Here is an 18,459-nt window from a genome sequence, read left to right on the forward strand (position 1 = left end):
TATGGGAAGTACGGAAAGTACGGAAAGCATGAGAAGTTGAAAATTTAGGAAAAATAATTTTTGCTAAGAAGCTGGTGATTTATTGACAATACGAGTGGTTGCAAAAAATTACGTCAAACCTGAAAAGGTTCAGGACTTTCTGGGTTTGTGCAAAAGCCTTGTTGAAGTATCATTAAAAGATGAAGGCTGCATAGATTATGGCCTGTATCAGGAACTGGAGAATTCAGGAGTCCTGACTTTCTTAGAAGAGTGGAAAGATGAAAAAAGCCTTGATCAACATTTAAATTCCAGTCATTTTAAAGAAATATTTCCACTACTTTCAGAATACCTTGAGAAAGAAACTGAGGTTAATGTCTACAGAAAAACGTTGTAATATCCAGGTGTGTTTTTACCGATTTCATTCTTAAAACTCTGTTCTCAAACACTTTTTGGAAAGTCAGTATCAAACTTGATGCAGTAGTGAATAAAATTGAAAGTGGGAAAGTGTTATGGCAGAGAAAATCAAGATCAATAATATGTTTTTCTATTCCATGCCAATAACTCTTTAGGGGATAAACCTTGTGATATATATCTTAAGATACATATCTTGAAAGTGATTTTACCCCCAAAATTAGCAGATTCATAATATAAATCAATAAAAGATACGTTTACTACTGTAGAGTAGAGTTTTCACTTCTCCCCTTTTCATTTCACAGCTCTTCAATTACTATCTCTTCTTCAAGGCTTGCGTTCGCAAGCAAGTCATCAAGATCTTTTATCTCAGAATCAAATTCCTGAATTTCGGCCTGCATAGGCTCCATTCCAAGATCTTCAGCTGGTTCAACATTCTGCATCTCAGCAACGTCTGGATTTGCTTTTGATTCTTTTACTTCAGATGTACTGTCCCCGACACAACCGGATCCTGCAAGACAGGCAATTAAAGCTGACAGTACGAGCAGGTGAGCAAATTTGATCATTTTCTGCCCCCTCAATTCTGTAATTTATTAATTAAGTTTCCAGTATCATTCCCTGAGCTATGACTTTTTTCTTTTCCATAAGAAACATTATCTCCGCTTTCAGGGCTGTCGGTATTAATGCTATAATTTCCGCCAGAGAAATTTGTACCAGTTGTATTTTCAGTGTTATTAAGTGCAGTTTTCTGGTTGTCTTCGACTCCAATTTCGTTACCATTTTCAGTCTCGTATTCCTTAAGCTCGTTGAGAATTTGTCTAATTATATCGTTTGCCGTATCGATATCACGGAGAGATTGACGAAGATAACCGTTTGCCTTCTCCATATCTTTCCTAGTAACATTCTCACCACTATAGACAGCATCTAAAGCTTCTTTATTCTCTTTCGCGGAGTTTACATAGAAATTGTAACTGGCAAGTTTAGTATCAAGGTCGGTTGTGTTAACACCTGTTTCATTCAGATTATCTACTGTTGTTCCAAGTTTTTCAGAAAGGTTTTCGGATTTTTCTATAAACTCCCCTATTTTCCCACTGACAGTTTGACCTGCACTCTCAAGGCTGGTTTTCTCGGCATTATTCCAGACTCCACGAACGGACCCGATCACAACCAGAATCTCTTCCTGGCTTGATGCATTTGCAATTTCAGCCTTCTCAGCTTCGAGTAATTTTATCTTTTCATCGACATCAATAGCTTTTTCGTCGGTCCCGTTTCCGCTTGAATAAGCCACGTTGCTCTTTACACTTGAAAGGTGAGCTATCATGTAGTTAACACTTGAGTTAAGGTAGAGCTTTGAGGCATTCAGAGCCTCTTCGGAATTAGGACCAAGTTTTCCTGCACGAACAAGATTCCTGATTTTGAGAAAATCTCCTTTTGCTTCGTTATATTCTTGCTTATTAACCTGCAGCTCTTCTCTTAATTGATTTTTTTCTTGTTTGTGTTCTAAGGTCCTATTCCTGTCTTTTACGCTGGAATTGTTCTGAAACCTTTCCTTATCCACCGCAGAATCACCAGCGTCACCTATGTTATCAGTTTCATTATTAGATGAATTGCGGACATCTTCGCGCATATACTTATCTTGGTTACCTTTTCCGTGTCCAGAAGAACCTTTAGCAGCGAAGGAGACTTCCGGAATTATGCTAAGTAATATTAACATAATTATAAGATAAACTAGACACCGAAAATTTTTTGATTTTTTCATCTAACCACCCACATTAGAAATTTATTATACTGTTTATGGAGTAAGGTAAATATAAACATTGTTTTCGGAGAGTTTATCGATCCTGAATCTCCGACAATGAGACCGGTGTTTTCTGACAAACTGAGGTAATTCTAGCGAATAGTTGTTAAAATATATTTTATAGGAGATATTTATTGCTGCAAGGAAGATAGAGAAAAGCCTGAAAGAGAATCAATTAGAAGAAGAAAGCAGAGAAGAAAGGTAGAGAATAGAAAGAAGAGAATAAAAGATGTAAGGAAGAAAGATAGAGAATAGAGATAAAAACAGAAAGGAGAAAATAGAGATAAAAAACAGAAAGGAAAAAATAGAAAGTAGAGACAGTTCACTGGAGGAATTAAGAAATGAAAGTTGTCGCTTTTAACGGAAGTCCGAGAAAGGAAGGAAACACGGCTGCTCTTATAAAGCATGTCCTTGCGGAACTTGAAAAAGAAGGAATAGAAACCGAAGTTGTGCAGGTAGGAGGAAAAAGAATCCACGGCTGCACGGCCTGCGGGAAATGCTACGAAAAAAAGGACAAGAAATGTATAATTGACAAGGATATCGTCAACGAATGTATTGAAAAGATGCTCGAAGCCGATGGAATAATTCTAGCTTCACCTACTTATTTTGCAGACCTGACTCCCGAACTTAAAGCTCTTATTGATAGGGCAGGTTTTGTTGCTAAAGCCAACAATGAAATGTTCAGGCATAAAGTAGGAGCAGCAGTCGTTGCAGTTAGACGAGCAGGCTCGATTCACGTTTTTGATTCAATCAACCATTTCTTCACAATTTCCCAGATGATAATCCCGGGATCAAGTTACTGGAATATGGGAATGGGACTTGCCGAAGGGGAAGTTGAAAAAGATGAAGAAGGCATTCAAACCATGCAGACTCTGGGCCAGAACATGGCATGGCTTTTGAAGAAGCTAAATGTGTAAATTATAGATATAAATTATAGCCAGCTATCTAAGTACTACATGATTTTTTTGAAAAAGGCTTGAAGGTAGCAGTTTTTAGAAACTGATTAGAGTTTTACCCTCCATTCGCCGGCGAAGACGAGCATAGATTCTTTTCTGAGCTGGCCTATGAGGCATACATTTGCTTTTTTTGCGGCTTCAACACCTGAGTCGAAGGGCATGGATTTGGTGGCGATAAGAGGGATTCCTGCCCGAGCTGCTTTTGTGACCATATAAGCGGGCTGCCGGCCTGTCGAGAGCATGTAATGTTGTGAGAGGTCGAGGCCTTTTAGAAAAGCAGCTCCTACAGCTTTGTCTACAGCGTTATGCCGGCCGACGTCTACGATTTGTACAGCAAGTTTCCCGCTTCGGTCTATCAGAGCTGCCAGATGGGTCCCTCTGGTAAGCTTGTATGTATCAGATTCAAGGTATTCCATGCCTGCAAAGACGGCTTGCGGATCAAAAACAGATTCTGAGTCTACAAAGATTTCTCTGCTGGTTTTGTATTCTTTTTCAGATTTTCCTGCTTTTCCTGCTCTTCCGATTATTCCAGCATCTTCATTATGGATTTTCTTATTCTCGCTTTGGGTACGGACATGAACCATTCCGCCTTCTATTTCTACGTTTTCAATTTCGCTGAAACTGAGAACACCTTCTGTGATCAGGTGGCCTATCGCAAGCTCTTTGAGTGCGAGCGGGGAAGCAAAAAGTGTTGTAAAGAGTTTTCCGTTGAGAAATAGTTTAACAGGGCATTCCTTTGCTAGCAGCACTTTAACGTTTTCGGCTCTGCCGTCAGAATGAATTCTTTTCGCAGGATAGGAAGTGGCGTATTTTTCGGGCATATGGATCGAGTTTCTCGCTTTTTCAGTGTGTGGTGAAGATATGTACCCATATGCCTTTTTCTTTTCCGTTAGCTCAGGTAGACTGCGAGGTAGTCGATACGGAAAGTACCTGCTGCATTACTCCCACTATCAGTTATAACTTTAAGATTGAGAGTAATCTCTTCGGGATCTTTTGAAGATATAGAAAATGTTTGATTGTACAGGCACCAGCCACTATTCGGCTTGAAGGTTCCCCTTTCGGTTCCTGTGAGAGTCATTACTATATTGGGTTCCTTGCTACCGCTGAAACTATAGATCATGCAGATAGTTGCTTTAGTTGGAATCGAAGTAGAGTTAAATGAACTGAAATTGTTGTATCCAAAATTCAGGTTGAGAGTTTTACCATTATTATTCATACTATAGTTGAAGTCGTTAACCTCGCTGTATGGACTCAGCTCATAATTTTTGAAACTTCCCACTGGAAGTGAATAGTCTTCATCACGGTCTGTTAACATATTTGGATCAATGCTACTAACAGACATTAAAGTTTCTTCATAAGTTCCTGAAAACATGTCAAAATAGTACCATTCGCCCAGTTCCATAATGGATTTATCTTCATGTTCTGTATTTTCATCTTCGCCAGATTCTGACCAATTGACATCCTCACTGCTCGAGCTGAGTCCAGTTCCCAGATCCGCTTGGATAACAGATTCGCTTATGCTAAGGCTCTGAAGTGTTTTATTGTTTGTGGACGTGAAATTGAAATATACGAAATTGGAACTTGGTTTATCAAGGTCATAGTCCGTGCCATACTCAAGTCCTGCATTTTTTGCAGTTTCATTGAGATAAGATATCCAAGCATCTGGATATTCAGTGATAACAGTACCGTAGAATGAAGCAATATCTCCTGTATCGTTGCTGTTGTAAGTAACGTTGTTGCTAATTCCTGTCAGTCTCAACGAAACATCGGCGTTGGAGGAAACAGCATCAGGTTCTCCTCTTATTTTAATCGCCTGGATAGAAACAGTATAGTTTTTTTCACTGGTTTTCTCTATGTTAAAAGAGGGAAATTCCTTCATCACTGATTTTTCGCCCTGAGCAAGGATCAGAGCTCCATTTTCATACCTTAAGACCTGGTCAAGGTATTCTCTGTTGTTCGAACGATAAGTAATGCCTCCACATTCTATTTTTTTAGCATCTTCTTCTACCTGGAGAGAATCTGAAACCAAAAGTCTTTTGGGAATTATGGTCATTTTACAGCGTTCCATGCTTACTGAAAGCATCCCGCTTGATTTTGAAGGCTCAAGAATAGGAATTTCCCCTCCACCCATAATAAAAGGAATAGTTATTGGAAGTCCTGAGGCTGAGAAATTTGAGTCTGAAGCCATGAGAAGAGACAATATATCTGCCGTTGATTTCAGTTCTATCATGTCTTTCTGGACGTCATTCATATGTGATTTTTCGGCATCAATTTTCCATTCCGGAACATATTCAACCCTTATCAATGCAAGTGCAGTAAATATGATGCATAGAAGCAATACTGTCGCAATGACTGTGGCTGTTCCTGATTCCGAGCTGAAGAGGCCCTTTCCATCCTTTTTTCTGCTTCTGTTCTTTTTAGTGTTCATAGCGGGACATCGCGTAATTTTTTAATTTATGTTCTATCAGTTGTGATGTTATTTTTCAGTTTGAATTTAGTAATTTTATTGAGAAGTATGTTGGGTAAAAAGTATGAAAGTACATTTTTTATAAAATAATAAAGTAAGTCTATTCGAACAAGGGCAAGTACATTTTACTCTATTATTTCGAATTTAATTTCGATTCCACAAACCCGCTTAAGCCAATCCCCAACTCTGCGTTAATTGTGGCTTTTCCAACGTAAAGCCTTTTGAGGCTAATGTCGCTTCCTTTTTCTGGAAATACGTATGTCACGTAATTATTTCCAATACGGTCAAGAGCATAATCTTTATCTACCTCTAGACCTGCTTCGGTCATTGTTTCGTTAAGATAAATCTTCCAGGCGGCAGGATGATCCGTATATACTGTTAACAGTAAGGAACTTTCATTTCCGGAAATAGCACTGTCATAAAGGGTTCCATAAGATATTCCTTTCAGAAGAATGGAACCATCTAAGTTTGATGAAATAGTATTTGCCACCCCCTGGATCTCTACAGCGTTAATAAGAAAGGTGTAATTCCTAAATGATACTTCAGAGACACTAATTGAAGGGTAAAGTTTCATAACTGCCTTTTTATTCTGTTCTAGAATTAAAGCTCCGTTTTCGTACTTGAAGGTCTGTTCCGTATAATAGTTATTATTTGAATTATATGCAATTGTGCCACAGTTGATGACCGTTGCGTTCTCCATTGCGTTTTCCATTGCGTTTTCCATTTCGCTATTATTTGCCGGAGTGATTATCATTTTACACCGGTCAGTGTTTAATGAAAAAATTCCAGTAGATTTTGTAGAGCTAATAAAAGGTGTCTCCAGTTTTCTAGTGTGGAGGGTTGTTGTTGTCGTAACTTTTGGGGTGGAGGAATTAATGTCTGACGCAAGAAGTACTGTAGTCATGTCTATTTTTGATTTAAGTTCTGTCATGTCTTCCCATACGCTAGTCATGTGAGAATGCTCGTAATCGTTTTTCCATTCAGGTGTATATCCCAGATGAACCGCGGCAATAACTGAAAATATTATCCCAAGAAGCAAAACAGTGGTCAGAGCTGTCGTTGATGCAGATTCTAGACAGAAAAAAGAATCCAGATCCGGTTGGAATTCACCCTTCATAAACCCTTTCATTTTCCCTCTCTCCTTTTGCTCATCCTCCTTTTTCCATGCTTTCATTTTCAGTCTACATGGATTCCTAAGAAGTCTATCCATGATTTCTTGTCGGCATTTTTGCTCGCATTAGTAATGATTACAAACCTTGCTTTGAATTTCTCGAGGTCGTCAATCGTCTTCACATAGGGTGTGAGATCTATCTCGTGAGCATCGAAATCTTGCTTGTATTGAGGCATATCCTCATCAACCCTTATCCAGTTTTCAGGTTCTCCAATGCTGATATCCAGTGCGAGATCTTTGTAACTGCCGTCGTGCACACTATACACTATTTTTAAAGTTACTTTGTGAATTGGAGCTGAGACTCCTTCTTTAGTTGAATTGATATTGAAATCAAATACCTGGGCTGTAGAGTTTGGGTCATCATCGTTTTTACTTGGAGGATAATATACAGTGAAAATTCCGTCTCCTATTTCATTAGTAGCTTCTGTGGATATCCACCCGCCTGAAGTATCGGTTGCAGTTCCGTTCGGATAAGGAGTTATCCAGTAACGCCCAGTAACGAGGTCCGTAACTCCAGAAATATCTTTATTTCCATGCTGGAGTGCAACTCTCTGGATCACCTGTTCGGAAGGCATGTCCACAAAGAACATGTCTATGGTATCGCTGCTTGTGATGTTGTACTTCCCTCCCCGATCATCCGCTTTACTTGTATCAATAAAAATACAATCCCCGAGCATGAAAAGATCGTCATCAGAATCAGTACCATCTGGATTTCTAATCTCAAATTTGGACCTACTGAATTCTAAGTGTTTGAGTTCAGATTTTCCTGGGCTTTCGACGATCAGTATTATTTTGATATTTGACAGGTCTATGTCTTCTCCACCGCTATGGACGACTTCTACGATATCGGCAGTTGCATTAACGGTTTCTTGCAGATCAGTATGCGGAGTATGTTCCGGTTTCACAACTCCCCCATCGGAAAACACAGTTATTGCTATTGTAGAAAAGGCTAAAACGACTATACCCATCATGAGTATTTGCCCATATACTTCTGAAACTCCCCGGCAGTCATGGCAAAATGCCCTGTACTTTTTACCCTCCACGATAAAAACACCTTCTAAAAATTTAATTACCAACTTTTTAAGGTGTTTTTAATAGAATATTAACTTGACTGTCTGAGAAAATTTATTAAAGTATAACTGCTAATAAAGATCTTACTGAGTTAATTATAGGAGTGGAACTAGATAACTCTTTATTACATTCAGCAAAAGTTTAAATATTTATGAAAAGTAAAATGACATACAGTTAAAATAAATGACTATTGTTAACATTATATTTCAGGTGTTAAAGGTATCTGGCGGGCTTTCCTGTCCGAATACGTTTAACCAAGAGGGAGAACATATGGATTTTAAGAAATTGTTTAGAAAAGATGACAAAGCAGTTTCCCCGGTTATCGGTGTTATCCTGATGGTTGCAATAACCGTCATCCTCGCCGCCGCAATCGGATCTTCTGTATTCAGTAAGGGAGCTGTCGAATCCGCACCGCAGGCGAATCTTGAGATTAAATCATCCAGACTCGATACAAATAATACAGCGTGTGTAAAAATAGAACATCTTGGCGGAGATCCCATCAATTTCGATCGCAGTATAACAAAAGTTATGACGACGGTTGGCACTGGAAATTCTACTGAGGTTTACTTTGGAGCCATTACTACTAGTGCTGATTTTGAAGTTGGCGATGTTCAGATCGTTGAGTTGAGAATGCCTCCTACTTCAGGAACTGACAATACAGGTACTGCAATAACTGTTAATTCCGGTGACAGTGTCAATATCAAGGTTATTGATATAGCAACAAGCCAACTTATTTGTGACAAGAATCTAAGGTTCTAAACACGAATTTAAGCACCTCAATCAGGTGCTTTTTCCTTTTTTACTCAACGAGCTAATCCCAAAACTCAAAATTGCTTCTCTGAATCCTGTATTTTGAATAATCAATCAAGTTTCTGACCATGAAAACAATCCTGAAAATTCTTGATGATTAAGGACTAAATGGCTTTTGGGATAGGATCAACTTGTATTTATATTGAATTTGTTATTTTTCTTCGACGTTTCTCCGCATGGTTTTTATTACTCTCAGTTAGAGTAATTGGAAAACAAAGAGTGAAATCAAAGTTTGCTTATATTTCTCGTCCGAATCAAAATTGGAGATCCTATAGTATTCTCAAATCAAGAACAAGAAAATTCAAGAATTTATTTGCCGCGAATATGGCAGTATTTTTTAACCAAAAAACAAAAAGCCGCCGGGGGGACTTGAACCCTCGACCTGCTGATTACGAATCAGCCGCTATACCGCTAAGCCACGACGGCAAATGCATAGAAAGAATAAGCAGATCTAATATATAGATCAAGAATTTAATTATTTCGCTCGGGCGGAGCTATTTGCTTTTGCAACGTCTGGATAACCCTGACATTATTTAAATAATGCGGCCACCTTTTTAAGGTTTTAGCTTCCCTAAAATAATTTTGTCATTCCTTCAAATGATCCTATCATCCATTAAACAATTCTGGCCTCTATACAGATATTATACTGGTGAGGAGCATACGAACGAACTACCCTTTTTTCAAGAACCTCGATTTTCCTGCCTGCTTTTTCCGCAGCTTCCTTTATGAATTTTATAGAGCTTTCGAAGAGGTCGTCTTCAGGGGTAATTCCGTAATAATGGATAATTCCGCCGGGCTTTGCCAGGAGAACTGCGGAGTCCAGGAACTCAAAAGCACTATGAGGTAAATTCATAATCACATGGTCGGCAGTACCTGCAAACTTTGTTGCTTCTTCCCGGGCGTCGCCTTCGATTGCTTCGATGTTTTTCGCAGAGTTAAGAATTATATTTTCCCTGAGATAACGCACAGCATCCGGGTTTTTATCGATTGACAGGACTTTTGAGGGCTTTTTGCTCTTTGCGATAAGGATGCTATAAGGGCCGACGCCTGCAAACATATCAACAATGATATCCCCTTTCTTGACCCGGGAAAGAATTCTTGAGCGCTCGGTCGAAAGGCGGGGAGTAAAATAAGCCCGTGCAAGGTCGACTTTGTAGCGACAGCCGTATTCCCTGTGAATAGTTTCGGTTCTCGGCTCACCTGCAACGACCTCAAATTCTCTAACCCGAAATTCCCCGATAACAGGCGTAAGAGGCTTGAGCACTGTTTTTATATTCGAATGGGTTAAAAGGAGGGCATCGGCAATTCTTGAGGCTTTTTCCTTGTCAAGCTCAGGGTCTTCCAGCAGGGCGATGTCTCCTATAACTTCATAAGCAGGGCTGAAACCAAGCAGGTCTTCCGGAACGGGTTTCTTTTTATGGGGCTTGAAATCGAACTCTATAAGCTCAATTTCTTCGGGAAAACTTTCCAGCTCGTCAGAAGCAGGTTCTCTGGTCAGGGGAAGATAAAGAAACGCCTCATCTGCGCCTATTTTTACGGAGTTATCCAGAATTTCAAGCTCAAGGAGTATTCTTCTTACAGGCTCTCCTTTCTTTTTAGGAACTTTTATGCACTGCCGTTTCATGGGAAATCGCCTTTTGGAAGCCTAAAGTTATCCTTTTGTTATTAAGCTATCCATAGCCCATGCTCAGGATAAATGAATCGAATGATTGTAATTCAGCATGAAGTACAACCCAAAAATTACCAGGAATACCCCGCAGGTATAAAGAATATATCTATGCATTTTTTGGGAGAGAAGGGTTTTGCCACGCCCGAACGAGCCGGATATGGCAGTAAACCATCCCAGATCTGCAGTCCAGTGCCCGAGCATATAAGCCATTGCAATTAGAATTCCCAGTTCATATTCCTTAAGTACAAGAGCTCCGCCAGCGGTCAGCCACCAGATCCAGAAGTACGGGTTAGAAACTGAAGTAACCAGGCCTATCAGGGCAGGGTTGGAAATCAGCTTCAAGCCTGAAGAATCCTGAGAAATCAGAGCAGAAGAAGCTGTAGCTCGTGCTTCCTTTAAGGTAAGAAGTCCAAATACTAGAAGTGAAAGCCCTCCTATAAAAAAAATTATGGAAATTATACCACTATCGACAAACGAAGCAGCTCCTAAGAGAATCAGCACGTAGAGCACAGCCTCCACGAGAATATGCCCGAATACCACCTGTGGGCCTGCAAGCCAGCCTTTCTTCAGTGATATCTCTATAGTTGCAAAAAGCATTGGGCCCGGAACAAGTGCGCCTGTAAGCCCTACAGAGAAACCTAATAGAAGAGCTTCAAAAACTTCAATTATTAGCATTATGGATCAAAAAATAAAGGTATCTAAGATCCTGTTTTGAAATAAACCTCCACAAGCGGAAAAACCGGATAAATGACTTGAGTAAATAAAACCAGTAAAAAATAGGACGTTTCTCTAAGTAAAAGAGAAAACCTGCTGGCAAAAGAAAAATAAAGAAAATCTTAGAGAATAATCTCTATATCCAGTTCTTCTGCAAGCTCTTTGTATCTGTTTCGGATAGTAACTTCAGTAACTCCGGCTACATCCGCAACTTCCCGCTGAGTTCTCCGCTCACCACAGAGAATGGACGCAATATAAATTGCAGCGGCAGCAACTCCTGTTGGACCTCTTCCGCTTGTGAGTTCCTTTTCGGAAGCCTGCCTAAGGATCTCAACGCTCTTTGACTGGACTTCTCCTTTAAGGTTAAGGCCTGAACAGAACCTTGGGACATAGTCGATAGGAGACGTAGGCATGAGCTTCAGTGCGAGTTCTCTGGAAATAAAGCGGTAGGTTCTTCCGATTTCTTTCCGGCTTACTCTGGATACCTCTTCAATTTCATCAAGAGTTCTTGGGACGCTGCACTGGCGGCAAGCAGCATAAAGAGCGGCTGCGGCAACACCTTCAATACTTCTTCCACGGATAAGATTCTTGTCCACAGCTTTTCTGTAGACGACAGCTGCGGTTTCCCGCACAGTTCTCGGAAGACCGAGAGCAGAAGCCATTCTATCCAGTTCAGATAGTGCAAATGCAAGGTTTCTTTCAGTTGCGTTACTTACACGGATTCTACGCTGCCATTTTCTTAAACGATAGAGTTGAGCACGATTTTTGGAAGAGATTGACTTTCCATAGGAGTCGCGGTTCCTCCAGTCAATCATTGTGGAAAGCCCTTTGTCGTGGATTGTGTATGTCATGGGCGCACCCACACGGGAACGCTTCATACGTTGATCATGATCGAAAGCTCGCCATTCTGGGCCTTCATCCACAAAATCGGCATCAATGACAAGTCCGCAGTCCCCGCACACGAGTTCGGCTCGCTCATAGTCGTGAACAAGGTTTCTGCTGCCGCATTCTGGACACACGGCCTTTTCTTTCTCAAAACTTTGCTCCTTTTGCTTCTCTTTGCGAGCTTTGATCATGGCACGTATTTTTTCTCTTTCAAGAGTGTCCGAATAGCGAACTCTTTCGACTTCTACCATATCATATCACCTTACAAACTAAAACAATCATATGTGTATATTTCCGGTATTTTTTGGCTGCACCACTGAAATTACAAGATATCTAAAAGGCAGGATAAGAAAAATCACGGCTGTAACTAGCAAAAAATATATAACCTAGTTAATGTTTAACCATAATATAGAATTCAAGTGCATATTCATGCCAGAGCTTTCACCGAATATAGACTCTTTCATTAATAAGAGCTCGAAATTCTGAATCCGTAGTTCGTTTAAAACCCTTCACTAAAAAATATGGATGACCTACAGGTCCGAAAACACTTATGACCGTACCAATCCGATTCAGGGCTTTATCTACAACGACCGAATTCAATTTAGGAAAACCATCTGAGACATTCTCGGGTTTTACCTCATCCCCTCTAATTATCAGGTTTTTAACACCTGTTCTGTGCAGCACTTTACCGAGTCGTTTCATATCAGCCACGAATAGTTAATAGCTATTTTCTCCAGCGCAGGGTAGAAATCTCCTGGCTTTGAGCATGTTTTTCTGTAAGCCATAAATACGGCTATATATTGTAAACTGAAAAGCATATGTAGTCTACGTTCATTATATATAAAGATATCGCAAGAACTATATTATATGTTAGTTTTAACTAATTTAATATAGTAGAATATAAGAACGAGAAGAAGGAAACCACAAGCTTATATATTAAATGGACATTGTTGGCAGCAATCAGACCATAATTCTGGTTATTATTACGGTCACTAACTCCGATTAATGATCTCATTCTAAGGAGGAGACTCATTGTCCAAGTTCGTATATTTTTTTGGAAAGGATGTAACTGATGGCAAAGCTAGCATGAGAGACTTACTTGGAGGTAAGGGCGCAGGCCTAGCCGAAATGGCAAACCTCGGAATTCCCGTACCACCAGGTTTTACGATAACAACCGAAGTTTGCGTACTTTATCTGGAAGGTAAGAAGTATTCTGAAGAAGTACTCAAACAGGTTGAAGAAGCGATCGATAAGCTCGAGACCTTAAACAACAAAAAGCTGGGAGACCCAGAAGATCCACTGCTTGTTTCTGTAAGGTCCGGTGCCAGGGTGTCCATGCCGGGGATGATGGATACCGTTCTTAACCTTGGGCTCACGGACAAATCTGTTCTCGGACTCGCAAATAAGGTCAATGACGAAAGGTTCGCTTACGACTGTTACCGCAGATTTATCTCTATGTTTGGAGATGTAGTTCTGGGAATCGACTTCGAAAAGTTCGAGTCCCTTATTGAGGACAAGAAAAAAGAACTTAAAGTCGAATCTGACACCGATCTCGATGCAAAAGCGCTGAAAGATCTGGCTGAAAGGTTCAAAGGGGTAATCAAACTCGAAAAAGGGTTTGAGTTCCCCCAGGACCCGAAAGTCCAGCTTCAGATGGCAATTGATGCTGTTTTTGATTCCTGGAACAATCCAAGAGCCATCACATACAGAAAGCTTAACGAAATTGATGACAGTTGGGGCACAGCTGTCAATGTACAGACCATGGTTTACGGGAACAGAGGAAATACCTCAGGTACAGGTGTTGCTTTTACAAGAAACCCGTCTACAGGAGAAAGGAAATTCTTCGGAGAGTACCTTATCAACGCACAGGGTGAAGATGTTGTTGCAGGCATCCGAACTCCGGACTTTATTGATACTCTTGGAAATAAGATTCCTGAAGCTTACAATCAGCTTGTTGATATCTGTAAGAAGCTCGAAGCCCACTTCAAAGACATGCAGGATATAGAGTTTACTATCCAGGAAGGAAAACTCTACATGCTGCAGACCAGGACTGGAAAACGTACAGCTGCCGCAGCCGTAAAGTTAGCAACTGATATGGTAGCAGAAGGGCTGATTGATAAAGAAACCGCAGTCACAAGGGTTAAAGCCGAACACATCGACCTGCTCCTGCACCCCAGAATTGACCCCAATGCAAAACTGGAAGTAGTCGCAAAGGGACTTCCTGCATCACCCGGAGCTGCTGTCGGAAAAGTTGTATTTACTGCCGAAGCAGCCGAGGAAATGGCTGAGAAGGGAGAAAAGACAATTCTTGTCAGGACCGAAACTTCCCCTGAAGATATCGGAGGAATGGCAGCTGCCCAGGGTGTCATCACTGTACGTGGAGGAATGACCTCTCATGCCGCAGTCGTTGGAAGAGGTATGGGAAAGCCTTGTGTTGTGGGTTGTGGAGACATATCCATCGATACAAAGAGCGGCCTCTTTATGGTAAATGGTCACACTGTCAAGGAGCACGATTATGTTACCATTGATGGAAGCACAGGCAGTGTAATTATCGGGAAAGTAGAGCTGATTGATGCTGAAATTAATGAGGATCTAAAGAAGATTCTTCAGTGGGCCGACGAGATCAGGACTCTCGGAGTAAGAACAAATGCAGATAATCCGGCAGATGCAGGCCTAGCCCGTGAACTAGGGGCTGAAGGTATAGGACTTTGCAGAACTGAACATATGTTCTTCGGAGAAGAAAGGATTCCCGCAGTAAGGGAAATGATCATGGCCGAAGATGAGAAGTCCAGAAGGAAAGCCCTTAAAAAGTTACTTCCTATGCAGAAAGAAGACTTCCTTGGAATCTTCCGCAGCATGGAAGGCCTGCCTGTTACTATCAGGCTGCTTGACCCACCACTCCATGAGTTCCTTCCTGACAAGGAAGAGCTTGACGCAAAGCTCAGGGAACTCGAAGCCTCAGGAGATTCTTCCGGAAAGATCAACGAGGTAAAGAAGGTCATTCAGCGTGTAGTTTCCCTCAAAGAAATAAACCCTATGCTTGGTCACAGGGGATGCAGGCTTGGAATCACCTATCCGGAAATCTATGATATGCAGGTACGCGCAATCATGGAAGCAGCCTGTGAACTTACAAACGAGGGAATGAAGATTACTCCTGAAATTATGATTCCACTCGTGGGTCTTGTAAAAGAGCTTGCCATTACAAGGGAAGAAGTCTGCAAGATGGCAGAGAAAGTCATGGCTGAGAAAGGCGTAAAGATCGATTACAAAGTAGGAACAATGATCGAACTGCCCAGAGCCGCAATTGTCGCAGACCAGATTGCTCAGGAAGCCGATTTCTTCTCCTTCGGGACAAACGACCTGACCCAGACAACCTTCGGGTTCAGCCGTGACGATGTGTCCAAATTTGTGCCTATCTACCAGAAAGCAGGAATTATTGAGCACGATCCATTTGCAGTCCTGGACCAGGAAGGCGTTGGCGAGATCATGAAAATCGGCATATCAAAAGGCCGCTCTGTCAAACCTGACCTCAAAATGGGAATCTGCGGAGAACACGGTGGAGAGCCAAGATCCATTCACTTCGCCTATGATATAGGTCTTAACTATGTAAGCTGCTCTCCTTACAGAGTTCCAATTGCAAGGCTCGTAGCTGCCCAGAGCACAATTGATTCAAGAAAGTAAAGTTTTTGAAGTTAAAAACTTCATTAAAAAGAGGCAGGATTTATCCTGCTTATATTCTTTTTTTGTAAACTTTTTTGTAAATTAGTTTGAAAACTTTAACTATGTTTATTTATTCTAAAGAGTCTATTATGTCTGAAATCTTGTATGAAAATCCTGATTCTTAAAGGCATTTCCTTAAAAATATAATAATGTAACCCTTTTTTGAGGGTTAATGCTGTTATTTTACATCGAGCTTCATGCAGACTCCTCATCCAAAAATCATTATTGAATCGAGCCTTGCAGTACCTACTTTTGTCCAGTACTTACAAACACTACAGTATTGGATCTCGCCATCGGAACGTAGTTTCAGTTTAGCATGGCATTTTGGACATATTTTTAAATGTTTCATGAATAATACCTCTTGAATTTTTATTTTAGTTTAGTTCATCACAAAACTCAAAATTGGTTCTTTAAGTCTTGAATTTTGAATGATTTTCAAGTTTTGTGATGAGTTTACGCATTTGTTTAATTTTTTAGATATTTATGGAGGTGGTCTGATATGTTTGTTGGAGGTTATCTGATATTGTTTATCGGAGGTAGTCTGATATGTTTGTTGGAAGGTTATCTGATATGTTTGTTGGAGGTTATCTGATATTGTTTATCGGAGGTGGTCTGATATATTTGTAGACTATTGAAAGGCTAGTTTACTCCTTCTATGTTTATTCTTCTCCCATTTCTTTTCTAAACATGATGTAATCTCTTTCTACTTCTTCGAGTTCGTATTCCATTTTATACCCCATTTTGTGTTTTCGCTATTTTCAAGTTGATTTTTATTCATATGTGGATAACTTTCGAGAGGTTGTCTAAAGTTTATTTAGTTATAAATTTTTAACATGTTCCTTTTTTCCAATTTGTTTTTAATTTTAGATGAATATTGTATGAATGGCCCCAACATCTTTCATAAAGTTCTTCAGAGGTTAAAAGCATCCCATTCCCAAACAAAGATCCTTGTGAAATTTGCTTTGAAAGCTTCTTCTCTGTTATTTTATTCATTGACTGGTTCTCCTTTATTCTAGTTTTATTCCCTTTTTCCTGTAAAGGAATACGGAATCCTATTTCCTCTTTATTATATAAATAACTTACGCTTTTGAGATAAAAATAGATTAAAAAACATATAAGATATTAAAATTAATTTTAGAGGCTCTAAAAAATGGATATACACAGGCTCTATAAAATAAGAAATTTTTTGATAAAAACTCTCCTAAATTTGATCAAGAATCTATTAAATATGTGATGCAAGAAGAAGCCCAGAGGCGCTGTATCTACTGTATCCCCCAATACAGTTTCTCCGAATTTATGCTCCCCCAAGCACCATTGATTCGAAGAAGAATCAGCAACCTCCAGGAAATTCTTTTCATTTTGATGATCTCCCAGTTATACTCCCCAACTCCATCACATAATAATAGCATAAATTATATTAAATAAATCATATCAAAAATTGCATTCAAGCAAAAAATTGTTTGACGTAAAAGATTTCAAGTCCAGCATAGCCTTTTCTAAGTAGAACTTACATACTAAAATGAGATAGTTTCTCAGTAGGACTTAGGTACTTGAACTGAAAAACAGTAACATTAAGTCGTTATATGTCTAAAATTTGGCTTTAATGTTTCACGTTTATAATAACTAGTCCTAAAGCTCAATGTTGCTTCTCTAAATAATTCTGCATTTCGAATAGTTGATCATTTCAGATTATAAAAAATAGTTTTAAACTTTACGATTTTAAACGTGAAATTAGTTCTGGAATGAGGTTGTCAATAAAAAATTTATGAAAAATACAGGTTATTGCGGCCTCAATTAGCCACAACCTTTCCTGCGTCTCCTGTCGTTTGAGCGACTTTCAGTAGTTCCTTGAGATCATATAATCGGCAATCTGAAGGAGAAGCTCCTTTTCCGGACAGTCACACAGAGCGTCCAGTTTTGCTTTGCCTTCATTGATATATGAAATTGCAAGGTCCTTTACATAATCAATTGATCCGCATTCGGTTAAAATCCGGACGGCTTCGTCAGTTTCTTCCTGAGTTGCTTCCCCTTTTCCGAAAATGTCCAGTTTCACACCTTTTTCGAAAGCATCGATTACAATAAGAGTATGTTTCCCTTCCATAAGGTCGCTACCTCTTACCTTACCGAGCACTTCCTCTGGGGTGACCATATCCAGAACATCGTCATACATCTGGAACCCAATCCCTATAAAGCGCCCATATTCAGATAAGGCTTCAGCAATCTCATCAGAAGCTCCTCCAAGAAGAGCCCCGATCTTGGCTGCAGCTGCATAAAGGACAGAGGTCTTTTTTTCCACCATCTCAATATATTCAGCTTTACTAACCTTTTCCCTCTTTTCAAAATCCATATCAAGCCACTGGCCCTCGCAGATTTCTGTACAGGTTTTTGAAAGAACATCCATACATTTCAAAATCCTTGCAGGCTCGTTTTCAACTTTAGACAGGATCTCGAAAGCTTTAGAATAAAGAGTGTCACCTGCAAGGATTGCTCCGGCTTCACCCCATATCATGTGAACTGCAGGCTTCCCTCTGCGTAACTCATCCTTATCCATTATGTCGTCATGGATCAGAGTGAAATTATGTACAAGTTCCACGGCCACCGCTGCAGGTAAGACAGACTTGAGTTCCGAGCCTGTAGCTTCGGCTGCCAGAATAAGAACTGCGGGGCGGAGGCGTTTTCCTCCTGAATCTACCAGGTAGCGAGAGGCTTTATATAGCTCCTCTGGACGGACTACCGGAAGCAGTTCGTCAATTGCGGCGTCAACGTGGACACTTCTTTTTTTGATCTCATCAACTAACGTCATAAATA

Annotated in this window: 16 protein-coding genes and 1 tRNA gene; 4 read left to right on the top strand and 13 right to left on the bottom strand. The window is 40.1% G+C overall.

Features of this window, described 5'->3' with window-relative positions; genetic code table 11:
- The first annotated feature begins 82 nt into the window (after positions 1–82).
- Positions 83–373, top strand: a complete 291-nt coding sequence (locus A9239_RS03545) for a putative quinol monooxygenase (protein ID WP_048154440.1) — start codon at positions 83–85, stop codon at positions 371–373.
- Between the two features lie 316 nt (positions 374–689).
- Here A9239_RS03545 and A9239_RS03550 read toward each other — a convergent pair whose 3' ends face one another.
- Both A9239_RS03550 and A9239_RS03555 read right to left on the bottom strand, forming a co-directional pair.
- Positions 690–956 (bottom strand): hypothetical protein, encoded by a 267-nt coding sequence (locus A9239_RS03550; protein ID WP_048123239.1) that lies wholly within the window; start codon positions 954–956, stop codon positions 690–692.
- 11 nt (positions 957–967) lie between these two features.
- Positions 968–2,149 (bottom strand): chromosome segregation ATPase, encoded by a 1,182-nt coding sequence (locus A9239_RS03555; RefSeq protein ID WP_176722098.1) that lies wholly within the window; start codon positions 2,147–2,149, stop codon positions 968–970.
- 380 nt (positions 2,150–2,529) lie between these two features.
- Here A9239_RS03555 and A9239_RS03560 point away from each other — a divergent pair, with 380 nt between their 5' ends.
- A complete protein-coding gene (locus A9239_RS03560) occupies positions 2,530–3,105 on the top strand; it encodes a flavodoxin family protein (protein ID WP_048120049.1) in 576 nt (191 codons plus the stop codon).
- Between the two features lie 86 nt (positions 3,106–3,191).
- On the opposite strand, the gene fdhD is transcribed toward A9239_RS03560, so the two are convergent.
- The 4 genes from fdhD to A9239_RS03580 form a co-directional block, all read right to left on the bottom strand.
- Entirely contained in the window at positions 3,192–3,965 is a 774-nt protein-coding gene (gene fdhD / locus A9239_RS03565) for a formate dehydrogenase accessory sulfurtransferase FdhD (protein WP_048120051.1), read from the bottom strand.
- A 68-nt stretch (positions 3,966–4,033) separates the two neighbouring features.
- Entirely contained in the window at positions 4,034–5,572 is a 1,539-nt protein-coding gene (locus tag A9239_RS03570; RefSeq protein WP_052712665.1) for a hypothetical protein, read from the bottom strand.
- 172 nt (positions 5,573–5,744) lie between these two features.
- Entirely contained in the window at positions 5,745–6,785 is a 1,041-nt protein-coding gene (locus tag A9239_RS03575) for a hypothetical protein (RefSeq protein WP_052712664.1), read from the bottom strand.
- Between the two features lie 2 nt (positions 6,786–6,787).
- Positions 6,788–7,825 (bottom strand): type IV pilin N-terminal domain-containing protein, encoded by a 1,038-nt coding sequence (locus tag A9239_RS03580; RefSeq protein ID WP_048120053.1) that lies wholly within the window; start codon positions 7,823–7,825, stop codon positions 6,788–6,790.
- A 298-nt stretch (positions 7,826–8,123) separates the two neighbouring features.
- On the opposite strand from A9239_RS03580, the gene A9239_RS03585 reads away from it, so the two are divergent.
- Entirely contained in the window at positions 8,124–8,612 is a 489-nt protein-coding gene (locus A9239_RS03585; RefSeq protein ID WP_048120055.1) for a type IV pilin, read from the top strand.
- Positions 8,613–9,017: 405 nt separating this feature from the next.
- Here A9239_RS03585 and A9239_RS03590 read toward each other — a convergent pair.
- The 5 genes from A9239_RS03590 to A9239_RS03610 all read right to left on the bottom strand — a co-directional run bounded on the left by A9239_RS03590 (position 9,018) and on the right by A9239_RS03610 (position 12,633).
- Positions 9,018–9,089, bottom strand: a tRNA-Thr gene (locus A9239_RS03590).
- Between the two features lie 187 nt (positions 9,090–9,276).
- Positions 9,277–10,287 carry a class I SAM-dependent methyltransferase family protein gene (locus A9239_RS03595; protein ID WP_048154438.1) on the bottom strand — a complete coding sequence of 337 codons (1,011 nt, stop codon included), beginning with the start codon at positions 10,285–10,287 and terminating at the stop codon, positions 9,277–9,279.
- A gap of 63 nt (positions 10,288–10,350) precedes the next feature.
- Entirely contained in the window at positions 10,351–11,007 is a 657-nt protein-coding gene (locus A9239_RS03600; RefSeq protein WP_048154435.1) for a LysE family transporter, read from the bottom strand.
- Between the two features lie 161 nt (positions 11,008–11,168).
- Complete coding sequence (locus tag A9239_RS03605; RefSeq protein ID WP_011306400.1) at positions 11,169–12,182, bottom strand: transcription initiation factor IIB; 1,014 nt, start codon at positions 12,180–12,182, stop codon at positions 11,169–11,171.
- A gap of 190 nt (positions 12,183–12,372) precedes the next feature.
- Positions 12,373–12,633, bottom strand: coding sequence for a Gar1/Naf1 family protein (locus tag A9239_RS03610; protein WP_048120062.1), 261 nt, complete (start codon positions 12,631–12,633; stop codon positions 12,373–12,375).
- A gap of 330 nt (positions 12,634–12,963) precedes the next feature.
- Between A9239_RS03610 and ppdK the strand changes: the two genes are divergently transcribed.
- Positions 12,964–15,612: a pyruvate, phosphate dikinase gene (ppdK, locus tag A9239_RS03615; RefSeq protein WP_048154433.1), complete on the top strand. Its 2,649-nt coding sequence runs from the start codon at positions 12,964–12,966 to the stop codon at positions 15,610–15,612.
- 867 nt (positions 15,613–16,479) lie between these two features.
- On the opposite strand, the gene A9239_RS19310 is transcribed toward ppdK, so the two are convergent.
- Entirely contained in the window at positions 16,480–16,644 is a 165-nt protein-coding gene (locus tag A9239_RS19310; RefSeq protein ID WP_155396497.1) for a hypothetical protein, read from the bottom strand.
- 844 nt (positions 16,645–17,488) lie between these two features.
- Positions 17,489–18,454 carry a polyprenyl synthetase family protein gene (locus A9239_RS03620; protein WP_048120066.1) on the bottom strand — a complete coding sequence of 322 codons (966 nt, stop codon included), beginning with the start codon at positions 18,452–18,454 and terminating at the stop codon, positions 17,489–17,491.
- Between the last annotated feature and the right edge of the window lie 5 nt (positions 18,455–18,459).

The sequence above is a fragment of the Methanosarcina sp. A14 genome (assembly GCF_001729375.1).
Classification (GTDB): Archaea; Halobacteriota; Methanosarcinia; order Methanosarcinales; family Methanosarcinaceae; genus Methanosarcina; species Methanosarcina barkeri.